17 protein-coding genes, 7 tRNA genes and 1 pseudogene are annotated in these 19,690 nt (G+C 40.2%); 7 read left to right on the forward strand and 18 right to left on the reverse strand.

Annotated elements, in window-relative coordinates:
* The first annotated feature begins 104 nt into the window (after nucleotides 1–104).
* Entirely contained in the window at nucleotides 105–839 is a 735-nt protein-coding gene (gloB, locus tag FSC11_RS09150; RefSeq protein WP_163166508.1) for a hydroxyacylglutathione hydrolase, read from the forward strand.
* An 8-nt stretch (nucleotides 840–847) separates the two neighbouring features.
* Here the strand turns inward: gloB and FSC11_RS09155 are convergent, their stop codons facing one another.
* Nucleotides 848–1,120, reverse strand: coding sequence for a hypothetical protein (locus FSC11_RS09155; RefSeq protein ID WP_004894218.1), 273 nt, complete (start codon nucleotides 1,118–1,120; stop codon nucleotides 848–850).
* Between the two features lie 399 nt (nucleotides 1,121–1,519).
* Between FSC11_RS09155 and FSC11_RS09160 the strand changes: the two genes are divergently transcribed.
* Nucleotides 1,520–1,723 carry a hypothetical protein gene (locus FSC11_RS09160; RefSeq protein WP_004812366.1) on the forward strand — a complete coding sequence of 68 codons (204 nt, stop codon included), beginning with the start codon at nucleotides 1,520–1,522 and terminating at the stop codon, nucleotides 1,721–1,723.
* A gap of 139 nt (nucleotides 1,724–1,862) precedes the next feature.
* Here FSC11_RS09160 and FSC11_RS09165 read toward each other — a convergent pair.
* The 9 genes from FSC11_RS09165 to FSC11_RS09205 form a co-directional block, all read right to left on the reverse strand.
* Nucleotides 1,863–1,947, reverse strand: a tRNA-Leu gene (locus tag FSC11_RS09165).
* A 39-nt stretch (nucleotides 1,948–1,986) separates the two neighbouring features.
* Nucleotides 1,987–2,060, reverse strand: a tRNA-Trp gene (locus FSC11_RS09170).
* Nucleotides 2,061–2,095: 35 nt separating this feature from the next.
* Nucleotides 2,096–2,180 (reverse strand) — tRNA-Leu (locus tag FSC11_RS09175).
* Between the two features lie 331 nt (nucleotides 2,181–2,511).
* Nucleotides 2,512–2,597, reverse strand: a tRNA-Leu gene (locus FSC11_RS09180).
* A 479-nt stretch (nucleotides 2,598–3,076) separates the two neighbouring features.
* A tRNA-Leu gene (locus FSC11_RS09185) sits at nucleotides 3,077–3,161 on the reverse strand.
* 39 nt (nucleotides 3,162–3,200) lie between these two features.
* Nucleotides 3,201–3,274: transfer RNA gene (locus FSC11_RS09190), tRNA-Trp, on the reverse strand.
* A gap of 35 nt (nucleotides 3,275–3,309) precedes the next feature.
* Nucleotides 3,310–3,394 (reverse strand) — tRNA-Leu (locus FSC11_RS09195).
* 107 nt (nucleotides 3,395–3,501) lie between these two features.
* Entirely contained in the window at nucleotides 3,502–4,305 is an 804-nt protein-coding gene (locus FSC11_RS09200) for a protein kinase domain-containing protein (protein ID WP_227590974.1), read from the reverse strand.
* On the reverse strand, nucleotides 4,295–5,812 hold the full coding sequence (locus FSC11_RS09205; RefSeq protein ID WP_004812363.1) for a DUF3336 domain-containing protein: 1,518 nt from the start codon (nucleotides 5,810–5,812) through the stop codon (nucleotides 4,295–4,297). The genes FSC11_RS09200 and FSC11_RS09205 overlap by 11 nt, the downstream gene beginning before the upstream one ends.
* 191 nt (nucleotides 5,813–6,003) lie before the next feature.
* On the opposite strand from FSC11_RS09205, the gene FSC11_RS09210 reads away from it, so the two are divergent.
* Nucleotides 6,004–6,879, forward strand: coding sequence for an ATP-binding protein (locus tag FSC11_RS09210; protein ID WP_163166512.1), 876 nt, complete (start codon nucleotides 6,004–6,006; stop codon nucleotides 6,877–6,879).
* A 540-nt stretch (nucleotides 6,880–7,419) separates the two neighbouring features.
* On the forward strand, nucleotides 7,420–8,484 hold the full coding sequence (locus FSC11_RS09215) for a hypothetical protein (protein ID WP_163166514.1): 1,065 nt from the start codon (nucleotides 7,420–7,422) through the stop codon (nucleotides 8,482–8,484).
* A gap of 54 nt (nucleotides 8,485–8,538) precedes the next feature.
* On the opposite strand, the pseudogene FSC11_RS09220 reads toward FSC11_RS09215, so the two are convergent.
* A pseudogene (locus FSC11_RS09220) lies at nucleotides 8,539–9,377 on the reverse strand (IS982 family transposase).
* A gap of 157 nt (nucleotides 9,378–9,534) precedes the next feature.
* Nucleotides 9,535–10,260, reverse strand: coding sequence for a TetR/AcrR family transcriptional regulator (locus FSC11_RS09225; RefSeq protein ID WP_163166516.1), 726 nt, complete (start codon nucleotides 10,258–10,260; stop codon nucleotides 9,535–9,537).
* 281 nt (nucleotides 10,261–10,541) lie between these two features.
* On the opposite strand from FSC11_RS09225, the gene FSC11_RS09230 reads away from it, so the two are divergent.
* Complete coding sequence (locus FSC11_RS09230) at nucleotides 10,542–11,891, forward strand: spinster family MFS transporter (protein ID WP_163166518.1); 1,350 nt, start codon at nucleotides 10,542–10,544, stop codon at nucleotides 11,889–11,891.
* A gap of 79 nt (nucleotides 11,892–11,970) precedes the next feature.
* Here the strand turns inward: FSC11_RS09230 and tsaD are convergent, their stop codons facing one another.
* Nucleotides 11,971–12,987: a tRNA (adenosine(37)-N6)-threonylcarbamoyltransferase complex transferase subunit TsaD gene (gene tsaD, locus FSC11_RS09235; protein WP_163166520.1), complete on the reverse strand. Its 1,017-nt coding sequence runs from the start codon at nucleotides 12,985–12,987 to the stop codon at nucleotides 11,971–11,973.
* 147 nt (nucleotides 12,988–13,134) lie between these two features.
* On the opposite strand from tsaD, the gene rpsU reads away from it, so the two are divergent.
* Both rpsU and FSC11_RS09245 read left to right on the forward strand, forming a co-directional pair.
* Nucleotides 13,135–13,350: a 30S ribosomal protein S21 gene (gene rpsU / locus FSC11_RS09240; RefSeq protein ID WP_001136722.1), complete on the forward strand. Its 216-nt coding sequence runs from the start codon at nucleotides 13,135–13,137 to the stop codon at nucleotides 13,348–13,350.
* Nucleotides 13,351–13,384: 34 nt separating this feature from the next.
* Nucleotides 13,385–13,831 carry a GatB/YqeY domain-containing protein gene (locus tag FSC11_RS09245; RefSeq protein WP_004812350.1) on the forward strand — a complete coding sequence of 149 codons (447 nt, stop codon included), beginning with the start codon at nucleotides 13,385–13,387 and terminating at the stop codon, nucleotides 13,829–13,831.
* Between the two features lie 89 nt (nucleotides 13,832–13,920).
* Here the strand turns inward: FSC11_RS09245 and FSC11_RS09250 are convergent, their stop codons facing one another.
* The 5 genes from FSC11_RS09250 to FSC11_RS09270 all read right to left on the reverse strand — a co-directional run bounded on the left by FSC11_RS09250 (nucleotide 13,921) and on the right by FSC11_RS09270 (nucleotide 19,636).
* On the reverse strand, nucleotides 13,921–14,277 hold the full coding sequence (locus tag FSC11_RS09250) for a hypothetical protein (protein WP_004894196.1): 357 nt from the start codon (nucleotides 14,275–14,277) through the stop codon (nucleotides 13,921–13,923).
* 114 nt (nucleotides 14,278–14,391) lie between these two features.
* Nucleotides 14,392–15,834, reverse strand: a complete 1,443-nt coding sequence (locus tag FSC11_RS09255; protein ID WP_205681835.1) for a M48 family metalloprotease — start codon at nucleotides 15,832–15,834, stop codon at nucleotides 14,392–14,394.
* 86 nt (nucleotides 15,835–15,920) lie between these two features.
* On the reverse strand, nucleotides 15,921–16,889 hold the full coding sequence (locus tag FSC11_RS09260) for a 2-hydroxyacid dehydrogenase (RefSeq protein WP_111810434.1): 969 nt from the start codon (nucleotides 16,887–16,889) through the stop codon (nucleotides 15,921–15,923).
* Between the two features lie 6 nt (nucleotides 16,890–16,895).
* A complete protein-coding gene (locus FSC11_RS09265) occupies nucleotides 16,896–17,546 on the reverse strand; it encodes a hypothetical protein (RefSeq protein WP_163166522.1) in 651 nt (216 codons plus the stop codon).
* Nucleotides 17,547–17,746: 200 nt separating this feature from the next.
* Nucleotides 17,747–19,636 (reverse strand): M48 family metalloprotease, encoded by a 1,890-nt coding sequence (locus tag FSC11_RS09270; RefSeq protein ID WP_171521711.1) that lies wholly within the window; start codon nucleotides 19,634–19,636, stop codon nucleotides 17,747–17,749.
* Nucleotides 19,637–19,690 lie beyond the last annotated feature (54 nt).

Genomic DNA, 19,690 nt, shown 5'->3' on the forward strand with positions numbered 1-19,690 from the left:
TCTTAAAATCAGATACATGAATCATCCATAAACATCGATCCAGCATCTGCATATGCCGGGTAATTATGCTAATTTACTAAATAACTTCGAACGGTTTAACTGAAATGATGCCTTTCAAAATTCACTGTATAGACGTCAAAAATAACTTACAGAATTATATCTGGCTGCTGGAACATACAGACTCCAAACAGGCCGTGGCTGTTGATCCCACAGAAGCCGGACTGGTACAGGAATATTGCCAGCAGCATGGGCTTGAACTGGCACAAATCTGGTTAACCCACTGGCATAAAGACCATATTGGCGGTGTACCCGAACTGATTCAGGATAAAAACATTCCGGTATATGGTCCTCGTGAGGAATTGAGTAAGATTCCATTCATCAGCCATCCTCTGGATCATGATGATGAATTCGCTTTTCATGGTATCGATGTCAGCATCATCAGTGTACCGGGACACACTTTAGGCCACATTGTCTACTTTATTGATGTGCTAGATGTGCTGTTCTGCGGTGATACCCTGTTTGCGATGGGCTGTGGCCGGGTGTTTGAAGGTACTTTTGAACAGATGTACCACTCTCTATCCCGTCTGGCTGCATTCCCCCCGCGCACCAAGGTGTACTGTACACATGAATATACACTTTCCAATGCCCAGTTTGCACTGCATGCAGAACCAGATAATCTGGAAATTCAGGAGCGCCATGAACAGGTCGAACGTCTGAGAATGCTAGGTCAATGCACCTTACCCAGCACGATTGAAATTGAACTTAAAACCAATCCTTTCTTGCGTGCAGACAGCGTTGAAGAATTTGCCCGTTTAAGAACCTTGAAAGACAATTTCTAATTAGGATTTTAGAGAATCTGATTGCTTTGCGCGTAGGCATCCAGCTCTGCTTGGGTCGCAACGCGTAAAGCATGCATTTCATCCACCCGAACCAGTAATAAACCGCCCAGTGCTGGCTGATAACGTCTTGCGCTCCCGAATGGCGTATATGCCACTTGAGACTGTACGGTAAATTCAATCCAGTCCTCATGTCCCAACATGACAGCAACCGGTGTCTGATCCTCTTGCTGCATACGTTCAATGCAATCCTTTACATATTGTTCAATATTTACTTGTGTCATATTCAGACTCACTATTTTTTGCAAGTATAAATTATTCTACACATTGATCGAGGACCACTTATTGCAAAAAAATGGTCAATCAGATGATTGCTGCAATCTTTACCCAAATTGAAATGAATAACAATTCGATCAGTTGTAGACTCCCCCTAGCTGCAACATACTCAAAACTTTATTATGCTTAAATTTTAGTCAATCAGAGTGCGATTTCTAATATTTAGTTACAACATCCAAAAGCATTCATAAATCATAAATTTAGCTATTTATTAGTGAAAGTTCATCCAATTATTTGTCTATAAAAAAAGCATTTTCAGGAAATTTAAAGAATTTTTAAAATTTCCCCCTTTAAAAATTTTTTATTCACCCTAATTTATTAAGGAACAGTGATGAAGGAGTTATCTCGTGAAAAAAGTGGTGAAAGCAAAAAATCTTCTGGCATTCCGTCTATGGCTTGAAAAATTGGGGTATTCCGTACGTACCTTGGCAGACAACCGTGGTTTTACATTTAGTTTTAAAAAAGAATATGGTCTGGTGACCTGTGATCTCTCTGGTAATACCCTTGCAATGCAATTGGGTGAAGAATTCGAAGACCATTTGAAAGCTTAATTTGCGTCACTTTTTAACGCGAAAGATCAATTCAAACATCTTAAGTTAACGCCAAGCTAGCCCATTTCGATGGGCTTTTTTTTATAGCTATAAAATTTCAGGCGAAAAAAAACAAGGCATCAACCTTGTCTCTTTTGAGTGGTGGGGACGGAGAGACTCGAACTCTCACACCTCGCGGCGCTGGAACCTAAATCCAGTGCGTCTACCAATTTCGCCACGTCCCCATCGGCTACCAACTTATCGCTGGATTTCTCAAACTTTAATGGCAGAGGATCAAGGATTCGAACCTTGACGAACGGTTTTGGAGACCGTCATGCTACCATTACACCAATCCTCTACTCGACCATCTCTACTTATTCTCATAAGTAAATTTGGTGGGGACGGAGAGACTCGAACTCTCACACCTCGCGGCGCTGGAACCTAAATCCAGTGCGTCTACCAATTTCGCCACGTCCCCGATGGCTGTGTATATTATAGAGATCATTTCCCTTTGACAAGCCACTTTACATGCAATTAGAGTCTAATCTGCTATAAATTAAGCAGTTAAATCTATTTTTTTATTTTTCATCAAATTAATAAAGAGAAATGCATCATTTTTATTCTTTTTCTATAAATCGATTCATTGCAATCATTTTTCTGTCTCCTCTGCTCGTTTACTTAAATATAGTGAATCAAAGGTTTCCTTATAGTTTCAATTCCAATCACTTGGTCTAATAAAGACTCATTCATCTACTCTGCCAAATTTCAGGCAAAAAAAAACAAGGTATTCAACCTTGTTTTTTTAAATTTGGTGGGGATAGAGAGACTCGAACTCTCACGCCCAGAAGGCGCTGCGACCTGAACACAGTGCGTCTACCAATTCCGCCATATCCCCGCTGAACTGTATATTATAGAGATCAAGCTTTATTGACAAGCGCTTAAATAAGCAATAAAGCCTTATTTAATCAAAAATTAAGCAATTAACTCATCCAAGCATTTTGATAGTCAAATTTTAAAAATTAAAAACAATTTGATCCAAAAACTTTTATTCATTCAGATTTTTTCAATTGCCCCATTTTGAGTGCGCTTACATAAGTAATAATACAGATGGTTAATCATTATTAATTTAAAAAACACAATAAATCTTGGCTCTTTTTACCAACTGGATTCTTTATAAAAACTGGCTACCCTTTTCTATCTGCAAGTGAGCAAGAGTATCTTTTTATGCATTAAACTCTTTGGCTTTTTTCTGGATAATCGATATAGAGTTTAAAAGAACCGTATGTTTTTTTTCAAAAACTGAATCAGAGATAAAAAGCTTGCCATTAAATTTCAGGCGAAAAAAAACAAGGCATCAACCTTGTCTCTTTTGAGTGGTGGGGACGGAGAGACTCGAACTCTCACACCTCGCGGCGCTGGAACCTAAATCCAGTGCGTCTACCAATTTCGCCACGTCCCCATCGGGTACCAACTTATCGCTGGATTTCTCAAACTTTAATGGCAGAGGATCAAGGATTCGAACCTTGACGAACGGTTTTGGAGACCGTCATGCTACCATTACACCAATCCTCTACTCGACCATCTCTACTTATTCTCATAAGTAAATTTGGTGGGGACGGAGAGACTCGAACTCTCACACCTCGCGGCGCTGGAACCTAAATCCAGTGCGTCTACCAATTTCGCCACGTCCCCGATGGCTGTGTATATTATAGAGATCATTTTAGCCTGACAAGAACTTTTTCATAAAACGCTTATCATTTGATTAAATAAAAAACAAAGTATTGATTTTTGTATTTTTATCAGTCGATTACAATTAACAAAGCAGCTTTAATCTCTTCAAAATCAGCAACCCTAGCCGACTTATGCCGAGCAAGCATACCTTTTAACACAGTTTGAAAAGACCTAAATTTTTTTGGAAGATTAATTTCCAATCGTTGACAGTGTAGATAAGCCCAATCCTCATAATTTCCAGCACTAAGTCGTGTCTGACTTAACCATTCCAGCCAGATGATTCCTAATGCATAAATATCCGATTGAATCGTTTTTGCTTCGGCGTGAAATAATTCTGGCGCCATATAACGTGGTGTTGCATCTAATGTTCGAGGTGATTCATCCGAGATTCGATGTGCCTGTTCAAAATCAATCAAACAGACCCGCCCGTTGCACTGGACAAAATGTTCTGCTTTTAAATCATGATGTAGATAACCATATTGATATAACTGCATCACAGCATCCAAGGCTGCAAGCAAATGTTTCTGAATCTCAGACACGCTTAAATCAGCCGGATCAATCGCAAAATGAGAAGGACAATCCTGTAGCAAGATGCCCTGCTGAAAAGTTTCACCCCCAATAGTGATGTCTGAATTAATCAGTAAATGCGGCGCCAGAAATTTGGCTAGTGAATTATTATATAAATGCTGATAAAAACCGAATTCATTTTTAAAACCATGCTGACTATATACAGTTGAGTTTTTCGCTTGCACCTTAAGCCAGTAAATTTCTCCATCCAAACTGCCTTTATAGAGCCGACGGCCAAAAGCCAGACTTCGCGGCTTTGTGTTGAGTTCAAATTTTATCTGGTTTAAGTCATGACTAGATATCAACTGGAATATATTCTTCTTTCTGCTGTTCAGGTGCATGTTGATAGGTTAAAAGTTCCAGACAATGCTGTATGGTTTTCCCTACCCGCTCCTGGGTTTCAATCATGGAAATTTTCGGCCAGGTGGCACGTTCGCCTTCACGTTGCAGGATTTTAAACAGGTGTGGCCGCGGGTTTTGCAACATATAAGTATAATGACGCAGACCATATTTGCCGACAATATTCACATCACCATAATAACGCTGATCGACTACACCATAACCATGGTCCAGCAAACGGCGTACAGGCGGTACACTTCCCACCCGCTCACGGGTAAAGTCCATCATGCCTTTGGCAAACACCTTACCTTGGCGTCGTGCAATTCGTTGTGGCCAGCTCAGCATATCCTTACGGAATCGAGCTGCATCGTCCTGCATGAAAGGCACAATGTGCGGGTTCACCTGACTGGCGATGGTATAGTTAATATTGTACAGCCGTGCCATTTTCTCCTGTGGGAAATCACTGCGTACACTACCATCGACCCAACGTGTCGAGGACATATAGGGTGTGAATTTGCCATCATTCCGCTTACTGGTCAGGCGCACAGGTGGAAATAGAATCGGTACAGCACAGGATGCGAGTACTGCACTCCAGACCAATAGATCCGGTGCAGTATAAGCATTCATAATCCGTGCATCTTGAGTCGCATCATAAGGTGCAACGGCAACATTAATATGTAAGCCTGATTTTTTAAGGGCTTCATCAAAAGTGAGATTACCTAAATTTTCAATCAGGAATTTTTTTAGGTATTTCACATCTGCCAGACCGCCATTACCCTTCATCAACTCACGGAAATTCCGAAAATGAAAGGCCTCATTAAAGAAATTGTGTCCCTGAAGAATATCTGGATATTCAGATGGCTTGGATACCCCCAACATGGCTGTCATGATGGCACCAGCACTCGAGCCCGATACCACTTTCGGCATCAAATCCTGTTCCATTAACGCCTTACACACACCAGTATGAAATAGTCCCAGCGTTGAACCGCCAGAAAACATCAGTGCTGGCTGACCATAAGCACGCTGGCAACGTTCAAAATATTCTATTTTTTCTTCGAGCGTCAGACATTCACATTCTTGCGAAGCGATATAAGCCAGTCCTTTACTTACTTCTTCAACATAATCTTCAATAATTTTTTTAGTGCCAACATACGTTTCTATAAATAATAAAGGATGCGCGATATTGGCAATGTCATAACTGAGCCCTTCTCGCAAGATATGCATCAAATCACGAGTACGCTTTTGCAGACGGTATCGTCGAAGTTTACCCAAACGATGAGAGATCACTTCTGCATCAAAATAATCGGAAGAATTATCAAGCTTCCATTCCTGCGCACCTGATTCTTCATCCAGTTTTAACGCAATGCATTTCCACTCCTCATAAGTTTCCGCAGTCTGCAATTGTTGCTTTAATTTCTTGATGCGATAAGCCTGATGAGGATTAATCTGATGAGTAAAATCTGTTAACAACATGCTATGCGTGATCCTTATGTTTATTTTTGCTGCTACAAGATCTGTCACATACTTAAATTAAGCAGATCATACGTGCGGGACAATAGCGAAAAATCTCCTTTCTTGGGCAAATTATAACATTTTTCTAGCTTTGACTGCTTTTTTTGCAGTGGTAGTATCATGAGCATAATTTAAATGCGTAATCTGAGATCATGGCTACAATTGATTTACCCGACCATATTTTAAATGCCCTTTCTACTGTCCTTCAGCAGCTTCAGCAAAGCCTGCCGGAAGTTAAAACCGTACCGGATTTCTCTGCTTATGCCTACAAATGGCAAGATGGCCAACTCAAACCAATTTATAAACTGAGAGCGATTCAACTGGCTGATTTGAAAGGAATTGAAAAGCAAAAAGAGAAAGTGATTCAGAATACCTTACAATTTCTAAATAACCTGCCTGCCAATGATGTACTGCTCACCGGTTCGCGTGGTACGGGTAAGTCCTCTATTGTTCGTGCCCTGCTCACTGAATATGCTGATCAAGGCTTACGTCTGATTGAAATTGAACGTGATGATTTATCAGATTTGCCCGAAATCCAGAAACTCATTGCCGACCGTCCGGAAAAGTTCATTGTTTATTGTGATGACCTGGCCTTTAATGCCGAAGATGAAAATTACCGTAGTTTAAAAAGTGTATTAGATGGTTCATTGCAATCCGGTTCTAGTAATTTTGTGATTTATGCAACCAGTAACCGTCGTCATTTACTGCCAGAGTTTATGCATGAAAATACGCCCGTTACTAAAGTAGATGTTCCACAATATACCGAATTACATCCCCAAGAAGCGATCGAAGAGAAAATTTCTTTATCAGACCGTTTTGGTATGTGGCTATCTTTTTACCCGATGGATCAAAATCTTTATCTGGAAATTGTAGAGCATTACCTTGAGAAGGCGGAAATGGAATTGACTATAGAAGCCCGTGCTGAAGCTTTGCGTTGGTGCCAGGGTCGAGGTCAACGTTCAGGTCGTTCCGCTTATCAGTTTTCGAAGCACTGGATTGGTTCGCAGCAGCTTAAAACTTTAAATTAATTGACTTAATTAAAAAAATATCAGCTCGGTTTTGTTTCACTATGTAAATATTTTCAACAAAACTGAGCTTTAAAATAAGCATAAAAATCCTTAAATTATTCAAATATAAAATAATTTTATGATTTTTTATCTTATAAACACACTTTATAAACTTACATACTAAAACAAATAAATACAAAAGAAATACATTGAATTTTACCATTATTTCTCCACTAACTTTTTCAAATTATTAATAAATTCATCTTAATTCTAAAGTTCATATGAGCACTTAGGTAATTGTTTATTAAAAATATTTAGAGTATTTACTCTAAATAAAAAAATTATTTCATCAAGTTGATCTTATTAATAATCAAAAGATTAACTCTTTTTATCCTAATTACCTAAAATTGTAAACCTACAATAATCATGCATAATTTCCATGAATTTAAGATGTAGTGATTACTTTAGAACTTAAAAAACCACTATGTCTTAAAAGTGATATATCAAGAAAAATACCATCTATTTACATAAATTTAAAAAATAGATATTGAGGGAATAATCATGACACTTCGATTCAAAGTGGGTGGCGTAGCACTGTTAAGTACTCTATTAATTGCATGCGGCGGCGGTGGAAGCAGTAGTAACAAGACGCCAGCAACCAACTTGCCAGAAAATTTACCAGAAGCAATTTCACCAGAAATACCTGATGACTTTGTTCCTTTTACTGAATATGACTTGCTTGATAAAATCAAAGATAAACTTACCGGCCAGGAAGGTACCAGCGAACTTGCACATAACTATAATGAAGCCTTAGCCCATATGGTGGGAGAAATTTTTGCTGATTATCCCCTTGGTCGTACAGGACGTGCTGTGCAGATTTATAATCTTGGAGTAAACAGCATAAAGATTGGTAATTTAACGTGTGCTGAAGTTACAACAAATGGTAATACCAAGACACTAACCTTAAAGTCAAGTAAAGAAACTTGTATTGTTCTGGACAAGACATTTTTAGCAGGTTCTAAAATCACACAAATTACTAATGGCAATACAACCACCGTTTTTTTTGACAATGTACGCTATGGACATAACTTGGATTTTAGCTTGAAAGATCAATACTTGATCTCTGGCTCGATTCAATATACGTCTTCTAAATCAGACATAGGTCGAGAGCGTAATTATGATATTTCCAACCTGAGCTTCCAGCGTGTAAAAACAGATAGCAATAAATTGCCAGAAGGTGATGTTTATAATGCTGAAAGCCGAGAATACCTACAATTAAAAGATTATTCCTTTAGTTTAGTTGATGACTTTGGCAACGATAGTCATGGTATACGAACCTTAAATTCAAAGGGTACTGTGATCGGTCAACCTTTAGATGCCACTTTCAGATATACCTTTAGTTTCGATACAGGTTCTACTCCATTTATCATGAAGGAAATAGTGGCAAATAATTATCGTCATTTGCCTGAGCAAGGTAGTGTCAGCATAACGCATCAAAAAGGCTTATTTAACTCGCAGCTAATCACCAGGATTAGCCAAGACTCCCCGCAGTCATTGAAAGCTGGAGTGTATCTCGCTAATGAAAAAGTAGATGATATTCTTTGGTCCAATATTATTGGTAAATAATCCAACTCCTATTTAAGCCGATGATTCCATAATTTGAATTGTCGGCTTATTTTATCAAGTAATTTGCAGCTTATTTTGATGAGTTAATTGGTAGGCACATAATGATGCATAAATCCCACTCAAAAAACCTGAAATACTTCTTGTTCTGCTTGTCACCAAATTGTATTGACCTTTCAATAGACTGAATAAGGTTTCTATTTTATTACGCCGTTGTAAGGGATATTCAGCTGATTCGCAAAGCTGTATAGACTGCATATTTTTTCGAGGATAGGTAATTAAATCAATACCCTGGTCTTTTAATCTATTCTTCAATTCTTGGCTGATGTAGCCACGATCTCCATACAACTTTGCTTCCCTCTCTTTAACCAGTTTTTCAACTATTTTGATGTCAGCAACACACCCACTGAATGAAGCAGAACAAGCGATTTCACCAAATTGATTCATCGCAATATGTAATTTGCAGCTATAAAACTATCCCATTGAGCTTTTACCACGAGAAGCAATTCTAGCTAATGATTTATAACGTTGAATCCGTTGATTTTTATAGACATCTAAATTGGTTGAATCAATCTGAAAATATTGGCTATATTGATTTTTCGTTAAAGCTACATGTAAAGCATGCAGGGCCAATTGATATTGATCAGATGACTCACCTTTTGGCAACAAGGTAAACTTTTAAATAAATGTCTTTTATCCTGTTTCCGTCATGAGAGAAATGCTTTGAAATGAAAGTATTTATACCAAATAGCAATAAAGATGATTTCTGAAATACTCAAGTGAGCTGTTCTGATTCTTGATAACCACTGGCTTTACTTAAGGAATTGCCAATAAATTGCTTCGAATTTAAGAAAGAAATTATCAATTAGACAGAATAATTCGGTACTATTAAACATTAGGACTAGAGCATAGGTTTGGTGTGGTAACTTAACTGATGGCTCTACTCCTTCTTTTTTCAGGTTAATTTCTTATCCACAATTCGGGTTATTTCTCCTGAAATATTTGGCTCAATTTCAATATATGAGGGTGAGCTACCCCAGGATACATCAGGGCTTAAATTAATTTTTCTAAATGTTGTTTTGCCCAATCATTCAATCCTAATGTTGAAAAAATCACATAACAAACATGATGGTGGACATTTTCAGTGCTTTGCTCCTGCCCTTGGATTATCCATTGCCTAATATAAGAAAAAATACCCTCTATCACAATTTTAAAAACATCTTGTGGCAATACAGGTCGACTAATTTGGCTCGGCAGAATAGAAAACCAATACACCAATAAACTCACATAATGTGCTTTAACGACATTTAACTCTGCCACTACGCTCAAAGTACTATAAGGAGCCAAAGCAAAAAAAGCGCTGGCATAAATTTTATTTACTGTAAGTTGTTGTATGAATGCCAATGTCGAGACTTCAAATGCCCGCCGAAAGTCTGTTTGATGATCACTATAAGTCTGGACAAGTAATTTTAAGTGTAAAGAGCTGAGCTTTTTAAAACAGTAAAAATAACAGGCTTCTTTGTCGGTAAATAATTTATAAAATGTTGTCCGCGATACACTCGCCTGCTGAATAATATCTTTGACACTGGTCGCAGCATATCCTTTTTGATGAATACACAATGCAACAGCTTCAATCAAACGTTCTTTTTGTGACTGTAAAACCAGTTCGGGTGGAAGATGATTGGTTCCTCTTGGCAACTTGCGACGAAGTTGGAGTGAATTCTCTTCAAATTCTCCGCCTTTCTTTAACCAGTTCTGCTCATACAGATTCAATTCCATCGTATAGATATTCCGTCAAGTTAATCATATTGATTTTATTATTTAAATATATAGAAACATCGTAATCTAAATTTTCTAAAAAAATTCATTGTACTGCTCATTTTCCAAAAAACATAAAAGTAAAAAATACTTGTCTCTATAAGTACGTTTGTGTTTATATGAAAAATATAGGATTAAACAATTAATATATCGTTTAAAAAAACCTAAAAACAACAAGATATCCAATTATTGATCAGCAACACAAAAAAATGCTTAAAGCAACATCATGAGGATGTAATGAGATGAGTAAGGAACACTTTATTGATACGGTCAAAGCCGTATCGCCAAACCCCGCCAATGCCGTAACTTATAACAAGTGGAAAATTTTATTGTTATTATTTCTGGCCAACATGCTGAATTTTTTTGATCGCACAATTCCTGCCATCATTATCGAACCACTGCGTTTTGAATTTAATCTAAGTGACTTACAACTGGGCTTTGTTGCAGCATCATTTACTTTAGTTTATGCAATTGCAGGACTACCCTTTGGTCGATTAGCCGATAAAGGCTCGCGTAAAAAAATTATCGGATGGGGCTTAATGGCATGGAGTGGTTTTACTGCTCTTAATGCTGCCGCATGGAATTTCGTGTCTTTCTTCTTGGTACGAATGGGGGTCGGAATTGGTGAAGCAAGTTATGCACCTGCAGCCAACTCCCTCATCGGTGATTTGTTCCCGGCCGAAAAACGCGCACGTGCCATGGGCATTTTTATGTTGGGATTACCTTTAGGTTTAATCTTAGCCTTTTTTACAGTCGGTGCAATTGCAGAGGCATTTGACAGTTGGCGTGCACCCTTTATTGTTGCCGCAATACCTGGTTTTTTACTGGCTATTTTCTTCTTCATAATCAAAGAACCACCACGCGGTGCGAGTGAAGGTGAACACTATGTTGCAAAAACCGTTCATCAACCTATTCGTACACTTTTGAAAATTAAAACCCTACGCTGGATTATTTTATCTGGTCTCAGCGTCAATTTTGCAGTGTATGCAGGCAACTCATTTTTTGTACCCTTATTTCAGCGTTACTTTGGTTTAAGCCTGACTCAGTCAGCCGTTACCACGGGGTGTATTGTCGGAATTACTGGACTCATAGGTTTAACTGTAGGGGGTGTAATTGCCGATAAAATTCATCAGCGTTTCGCACGTGGTCGCCTGGTATTTGGTGCTATCTGTTTATTAATTTCAGCCATTAGTATTGCAATTGCTCTATATCTTGGCAACGAATCCCTTACTGCTGTTGTCATCTTACTCAGCATAGGTTGGTTGGCTTCATATAACTATTACACGACCGTTTACCCTGCAATTCAGGATGTCGTCGAACCTAATTTACGCGCAACAGCCATGGCGCTCTATTTTGCCTGCATGTATATTTTAGGCGGTGCTTTCGGTCCAATCGTCGTGGGCGCATTGTCTGACCACTTTTCTCAAGCTGCAATGTTGGCGTCAAATACAATGATTATGACTGAACATTTTAAAGCTATAGGTTTACATAGCGCATTATTTGTTATCCCTGTTGCGTTCTTCTTTACAGCAATTTTCATATATTTGAGTTCACGTACCTTTATCAAAGATGCTCAACGTAGCAATAGCTGAAGTTTATTTAAGATAGATTATTGAATACTTAAACAATGCTTAAAAAAATGCCAATCTTAATGATTGGCATTTTTTTAACTTAAACTTGAGCTGGATCCGTCAACTCGGTCATCGGCCAACGTGGTGTCGTAGTGACAGCCAATCCATCCTGCTGCCCTGCTTTCAGACGTTGATAACCGGCAAAGGCAATCATGGCACCGTTGTCGGTACATAAAGCCGGTTCTGCATAGTACACAGTTGCTTTTATTTTCGCCAAGTCAGCCTCTAGGCGTTCACGTAAACGCTTGTTAGCACTGACACCACCCGCAATCACCAGACGTTTTAAACCGGTTTGTTTAAGAGCTTTAACTGATTTTTTTACCAAGGTATCGACAATCGCTTCCTGGAAACTGGCAGCAATATCGGCATCACGATTTTCATCACCTAATTTCTTCATTTGCACAGAAACTGCAGTTTTCAAACCACTGAATGAAAACTCTAAACCTTGATGCAGCATTGGACGTGGAAAAGCAAATGCATTCGGATCGCCCTGTTCAGCCAGTTTGGAAATATTCGGACCACCTGGATATGGCAAGCCCATCATTTTCGCGACTTTATCAAAAGCTTCACCAGCCGCATCATCAATCGACTCGCCAAGGAGCTCATATTGACCAATGCCATAAGCGGCCATCAATTGCGAGTGGCCACCTGACACCAAAAGAGCCACGAACGGAAATTCCGGTGGCGTTGCCGAAAGTAATGGTGCCAGCATATGACCTTCCATATGATGTACACCAATGGCTGGTTTATTCAACGCAAAAGCCAAGGTACGGCCAAACAAAGCACCGGTCATTAACGCACCCATCAGCCCCGGTCCACGGGTATATGCCACTGCATCAATTTCAGATTTTTTCACACCACTCTGTTCAAGCAGCTGATTCATGAGCGGAATTAACTTACGCACATGGTCACGCGAAGCCAGTTCAGGAACTACACCACCATACTCGGCATGCAGTTTAATCTGGCTGTGCAGAACCTGGCCGCGTAAACCCAGTTCGCTATCATAAAGCGCGAGTCCTGTCTCATCACACGATGTTTCTAAGCCTAAAACGATCATTAAACTGCCTATAACCTGTATCAAATCAATTGCGACAACTATTATAGACTTGTGATATGAGATGTAAATGAGTAAAATACTGACCTTCACTTGTGATTGAGGGCAATTCAGCCCGAGATCTTACCCTAACTGATATGAGGATTCTTCATGCCACAAGTTAAATTGAAAGAAGGCGAACCAGTAGACGTAGCTATCCGTCGTTTCAAACGTTCATGCGAAAAAGCAGGTGTTCTTGCTGACGTACGTAAGCGTGAATTCTACGAGAAACCAACTCAAGAACGTAAGCGCAAAAAAGCTGCTGCTGTTAAACGCTACCAAAAGAAATTGGCGCGTGAATCAGTACGTACGACTCGCCTTTACTAAGATTAATTTGTGATTGACTGCCTGGACTAAATAAATGACTACTTTAAAAAACCAAATAACTGAAGTTTTGAAAGCAACAATGCGTGCTAAAGAAATGGCTAAGTTAACGGTAATTCGTAGTCTTCAGGCAGCAATTAAGCAAATCGAAGTCGATGAGCGCAAAGAACTTGACGACGCTCAGGTTCTTGCGGTCATTGAAAAGCAAATTAAACAACGTAAAGAATCGATCAAAGCCTTTGAAGGTGCTGGTCGAGAAGATTTAGCTAGTAAGGAACAAGCCGAAGTTGAGGTTCTATCTCAATTTCTACCAGAAGCTATGACTGAGGAAGAACTTGATTCCATCATTGCGCAAGCGATTACAGCGCAAGAAGCTACTAGCATGAAAGATATGGGTAAGGTGATGAATTCTCTGCGTCCGCTCATAGCCGGGCGCGCCGATCCTGCACAAGTTTCAGCTAAAATCAAAGCTAAACTGGCATAATCCCCTGCTTTAAATCTCTATTTGCGTTGAACTGACTTAATTACTAGCCAGTTCTTAGCAATCCAAATTTCTTTTTTAATTTTAATAAATCACAAATTACAATTTACATTTTTGCTTTGCAGTAATTGCATCATTTTTGAAGATTTCACCTGATCCACAATATCTTGCCGTGTCAGTTTTTGTAGCTGAAAGTCTAGTGCATCACGATTTTTATCAGTTGCCTGATAAAGCTGATCTACATAACGCCTGACGATCCCACAAAATTCCACCTGTTGTGCTGCAGTTAAATTCTGTTGTTGTGGATTTAAACTGCGCAGAAAATCTCGTGACTGCTGGTGATATTCATCGCTGATACGCTCTACTGCCCGCACATAATCCTTAGTGCTCGCTGCATAACTATGTGATATTCCCCAAACCAGAAACAGGCACAACAATGTTCTTTTCATTCATGCTTTCTCATGTGCTTTCATTTGCAACTCAGCATAGTACAAGGCAAACTTGAAATAAAGCACAGAGGTTGATGTAGTTCACAGCTTTAATAAGTAATTTTTATGAGAAGATTAAATCTTGTATTTTCTTTCCTGCTGCATCTGTTTTAAACGTTGTGAAATACTTGCAGACAATGACTGATTCTTCTTACTAACTCGCTGTGCATGTAGTAAGGATTTAATAGCTGCCTCCTCATTTCCCGTCCAATATTCTACTTCAGAACGGTAACGCAGCACATTAATCGTTTTAATCTCAGATACAGGCTCGGCATTGGTTGCTGACAGCATTAAGCGCCAGGCACTTAAATCACGTGAATTAGCATTCAGGAAACGTTGCACGATCATCTTGGCTTGATCGGTTTGCTTCATACGGATCAATACTTCTGCATATTTATAATTGAGTGCCCGGTTTTCCGGCATAATGGATGCTGCAGAACGCACACTACGCAGAGCTGGCTCCAGCTGATTTTTCCCGAGATAAATATCGGTCTGAAACAGCACCAGCAAAGGATGAATCTGATTATGCTTTTTTGCCTGGTCTAATGCCTGTTGTGCATTATCCTCATCACCTTGTTGCAGATAATAAGCAGTGAGTGCCAATTGCCCTGCAAAACTGTTTTGTCCTGCTAAAATTTTTAATTGCTGCTCAGTCGTCTGACGGGACAGTACTTTGCTATACCAACGAATAATCTCAAAATTCTGGTCTATCAGCTTTGGTTTAACTTTCGGCATCTGATTGGCGCGTAAACGCGCCTCACTCATACGCTCAGTCGTTAAGGGATGAGTAAACCAGAAATCTGGCAGAAAGCTTAAACGGCTGGTTGAACGATGCATCACCTCAAAGAAATCAGCCATGCTCTGCGGGTTATAGCCCGAAGCATACATATACTGCATACCGATCCGATCTGCTTCACGTTCCTGATTACGACTATAAGAAAGCTGCTGATCCATTAAAGCTGCTTGTGAGCCCATCATTACGGCTGCACCCGCATCACCATCTGCTTGCGATGCCACTAAGGCTCCGACCAGGATTCCCGCGAGTGCTAATAATCCCTGTCCTTTAAATGCTTCTTGGGATCGACTGTAATGACGTTGTGTGACATGTGCAATTTCATGCGCCATCACACCGGCCACTTCATCCATATTACGCGCTGAATTGAGTAATCCCATATTTAAGGCAAATAAGCCACCAGGCACAGCAAAAGCATTAATCTGGGGATCATTAACCACAACCAGGCCAATTGGTTGCTGTAATTGAGTCTGGCTGAGAATATGTGAAAACACTGAAAATAACTGGTCTTCCATCCAGGGATTTTGCACCACAGGTAATTGTTTCTGTACTTGACGATAAACCTTTTCACCAATCATGCGCTCTTTTTGCTGATCTATCAGCCCTACACCTGCTCCAATTTCTGGAACAGTAAACTGACTAGACTGGGTGTTAAAAGTATCGGAAGCGGTATGCCCTATCACCATACATGCGCTTAATCCACAAGCCAAAACCAAACGTTTCAATGAATAAATCTCTAAGCCTGATTACGAAACCTGCTTGAATATACCATTGAAAAAAGGGCATAAACGCAAGGAAATGTTATTTAATATTATTTAAAATGCGGGTTAACTACATAGCGTGGTACACGTCCTTGCAAAGCATCCACCAGGTTGTGATATGCCAGTTCTGCCATACGCTGACGTGTTTGCGCAGTTGCCGAACCTACGTGCGGCAAGGTAATCACATTATCAAGTTTAAATAGCTCTGATTCTTGCAATGGCTCTTTTTGATAGACATCCAGCCCTGCGGCAAAAATCTGACGATTTTTTAAAGCCTGAATCAGTGCCTGCTCATCGACAACTGAACCACGGGAAATATTCACAAAGACTGCATGCCGCTGCATCAATGCCAGTTCTTCTGCACCAAAAAGTGCTTTGGAATCTGCATTTAAATCCACTGCGACTACCACAAAATCAGAACGCTGTAATAAGGATTTTAAATCACAATATTCTGCATTTAAGCCTTGCGCCAGCTCCAGCTTTTCACGACGGTTATGATAAAGCACATTCATATTAAAGCCATGAAAGCCACGTCGCGCGATTGCTGCGCCAATATGACCTAATCCAATAATTCCTAAAGTCTTGCCAAAAATATCTACCCCGAACTCTGCTTCGCTGGCGGTACGCTGCCACTGTCCTTGCTTGGTCCATTGATCTAAATAAGTTACTTTACGCGCTGCGGCCATGAGTAAAGTAAATGCAAGATCAGCTGTGGTTTCAGTGAGCACATGTGGTGTATGAGTGAGATAAATTTTCTTTTCATTTAAATATTCAAGATCGTAATTATCGTAGCCAACACTGACACTGGAGATGATTTTTAGTTTAGTCGCAGTTTCCAGATTATTTCGATTGAGCAGTCGTCCTGCGCCAATCATGCCATCTGCATCTTGTGCATGCTGCAAAATCTGTTGATTGACATCACCCAGCTTGGGCTGGATATATACCACATTATATTGTTGTTCGAGTTTGGCTTGAATCTCTGGAGGAATTTGACTAAATACAACAACTTTTTGCTTCATGCTTATTTATTCCATGCTGACAGGCCTACTTTGCATAAACTGCCAGAGTCGCTTTTTAAGGATTGGCCGATCCAGCATCTCCTGCAGGGAGGCCAACTGGGTAATTTTACTGTTTGAAAGATGTGCAACAGTACCAAGAAAAATAATATTTTTATCGTGACTCATGCCATCCAGAAAACCCTGGATATAAGACTCCACGCCGCGTCCATCCTGCACATTATCCCAAGGAAATGGCCAGTTCAGCTCTGCAAACTCACCCAACATTGCACGTTGGATATTCGACCACAGTAATTGCTGATCTTCAGTTAAGCTCGTGGCATCAATGACAATAATACAGTGTGCAAGACTTAATGCCTGCAGGCTAAAAGGCGCGACCTCAACAATTTCGCGAAGCTCATGTACCAGTTCTGGCTGCGGCTGTATTTCCATTGTTGGCATTATAACGACTGGCGCAGGCACTTCTACAGGTGCAGATACGACAGAACGTTCAATCACTGAGGCTTCAGCTTTAAGCTCAGGAAGGATGATTTCACTCAGGACTTCAGGTTGTGACTGGTCACGCCAAAGCGCCGGCTGGTGCGATTGACACGGCTCCGCCCGAGGAATCCAGATATCAATTCCTAGTGTCGCCAGTATGTCACGCTGATGCCCTATCATCTTGTCTTCATCACCTATTTCAGGCTGAATATTTTAGCGGGAATCCACTTCCTTTGCCGAACTTTTTCGGATTTTTCACTGTACATTACAATTGATTTGTAGCAAATTTGATTTTAGTCATTCTCTTCGGGTTGTTTACATGCAGGTTCAAACATTATTTAAAGATCATGCGTGAGTTAATAAATACTTTCAAGTCTGAATTAAATAATCATGATGCTGTTCTTTTTCTGCATCTGATCCACAATTTCATCTACTTCAAAACCCAAACGCCAATACAGTAATTCCATCACGTCAAATTCATCCTGAGTGATGATCCGATCATTCCAGAGACAGATTTCCGCAATGCCCAATATACTCAGTCGATCACGCAGTAACAGGCCAGAAATATCATTCAGAATTTCAGCCAGATCAATCGGCTCATCTGAAATTTCGGTATACATTTCCAGTTCTTTTTGAGTCAGAATACGTTTTAAAATACGCTCGCGAACATCCAGCTGATTATCACTATTGATCTGCTGTACATGCAGCAATGCATCAATCAGGCGTACGATTTGTGGTTTAACTTCTTCCAGTGCCGTCGGGGTATGTAGGGGGAGTAGATTCAGCTCATATTTCACACATTCAAGCAACAAGGCATCTAGCAGACCAATTTCACCATCTTCCTGAATAATCCGTGCCAGTTTCATCACGAATTGTCGTGCTACCGTGGTCGGCATGCCACCAATATTTTTGCAGGCTTGCTGAAAAATCGAGATATGCACACGCCCGTCCAGATTTAACAATGAATCTACAATGGCCCGGCTGACTTCAGCATCGGTGGGAATAAATTCCCGATATTGCCGGATCATCAGAATTGCAACCATGACCTCTCGTGACCCAGTTGCAGTTTGCAATGCGCGTTCAATCAGTTCTGGTCGTGGTGTATTGGCACGATTCTCCGGATTCAGTGGTTTAACTGCATCCTTGATCGCAAAGCTGATCGGCGACAGACGTAGTAAAGGCAATGGCTGTGGCGAACTCCAGGAAGCTGCACTTGTGACCGCCATTTCTTCGAGTGACCGAAACAGACTAAATAAAGGCTGATTTTGTAGTTTTTTTAGGTTTTCAAGCTGCAGATCCTGAATCAAGGAGGGATTCATTTCATAGATTCGCTGCTCAATACTGGGATGAATATTCAGCCAGTTCTGCTGACTGAGGGAGTTAGCAAAACACATATGTGAAATCGACTCTGCATATTCACTATGAATCTGTGAACCGGAATGATGCACATAAATCCGCAGCAAAGTCTGTACATTGGCATCATTTTGAATCAGGCGACGGGTTTTCTGATCATTCTTGAAAGTTCTGCCACCGAGCGAAATATATTTAATGAAACGGGTAATCAGCACGCCTAGGCTACCAATCAGCCAGATCACCGCTCCAATACCGACAAACAGTGTCTCAAACTTGTTTTCTGCCGGCATACCATTCCGATAGAATCCCCGTTTGGCAATCTTACTGCCCCATTGACTAAAAATGGTCAGGCTGCTATAGAGAATCTTGAGCCGGGTATTTTCTGCCGCTTCCCCAGAAAGAATCTTGTTAAACTCATGGCTTAATAAACCATACAGTTCAATTTCATCCAGATTTTGCAATGCCCCCCAAGTCAGAATAATGGCAGTATTTCCCGGGTTAAAACCGGCAGTCAGTGCATTGACTCCAACTTCATCAGGCAAAACATACACCGCAGGAGGCTCAATCAGAAAAGTATCTGCCAATTGTTCAGCAATCTTCAGAGCGACGCTTTCTTCCGGTACGCTTTCAATCAGACTCAGGCGACGCGCACCCATCTGCCGTGCCAAGGAATAACCACCGGCACGAAAGACATAAAATTCATAGAGTACTGACACCACCATGATCGAACCGACCAGAGCTATCAGATAAGGACTCAGCACATGCCAATAAATAGATTGAGCAGGATCAAAATAATAGACCAGCAAACCAACGACAGTATTAATAATTGCTATCGTCAATAGCACAGCAATCAGACAGACACTGGCTGGCCATAGCATATTTTTATTCTTGATAAACGCATATCCTACGCTTTTCAATGCTTCACCCTGATCACATTGTTCTAGCTTTGCCCAATCATAAATGAAAAAAGC

The organism is Acinetobacter schindleri, from assembly GCF_010918895.1.
Lineage (GTDB): Bacteria > Pseudomonadota > Gammaproteobacteria > Pseudomonadales > Moraxellaceae > Acinetobacter > Acinetobacter schindleri.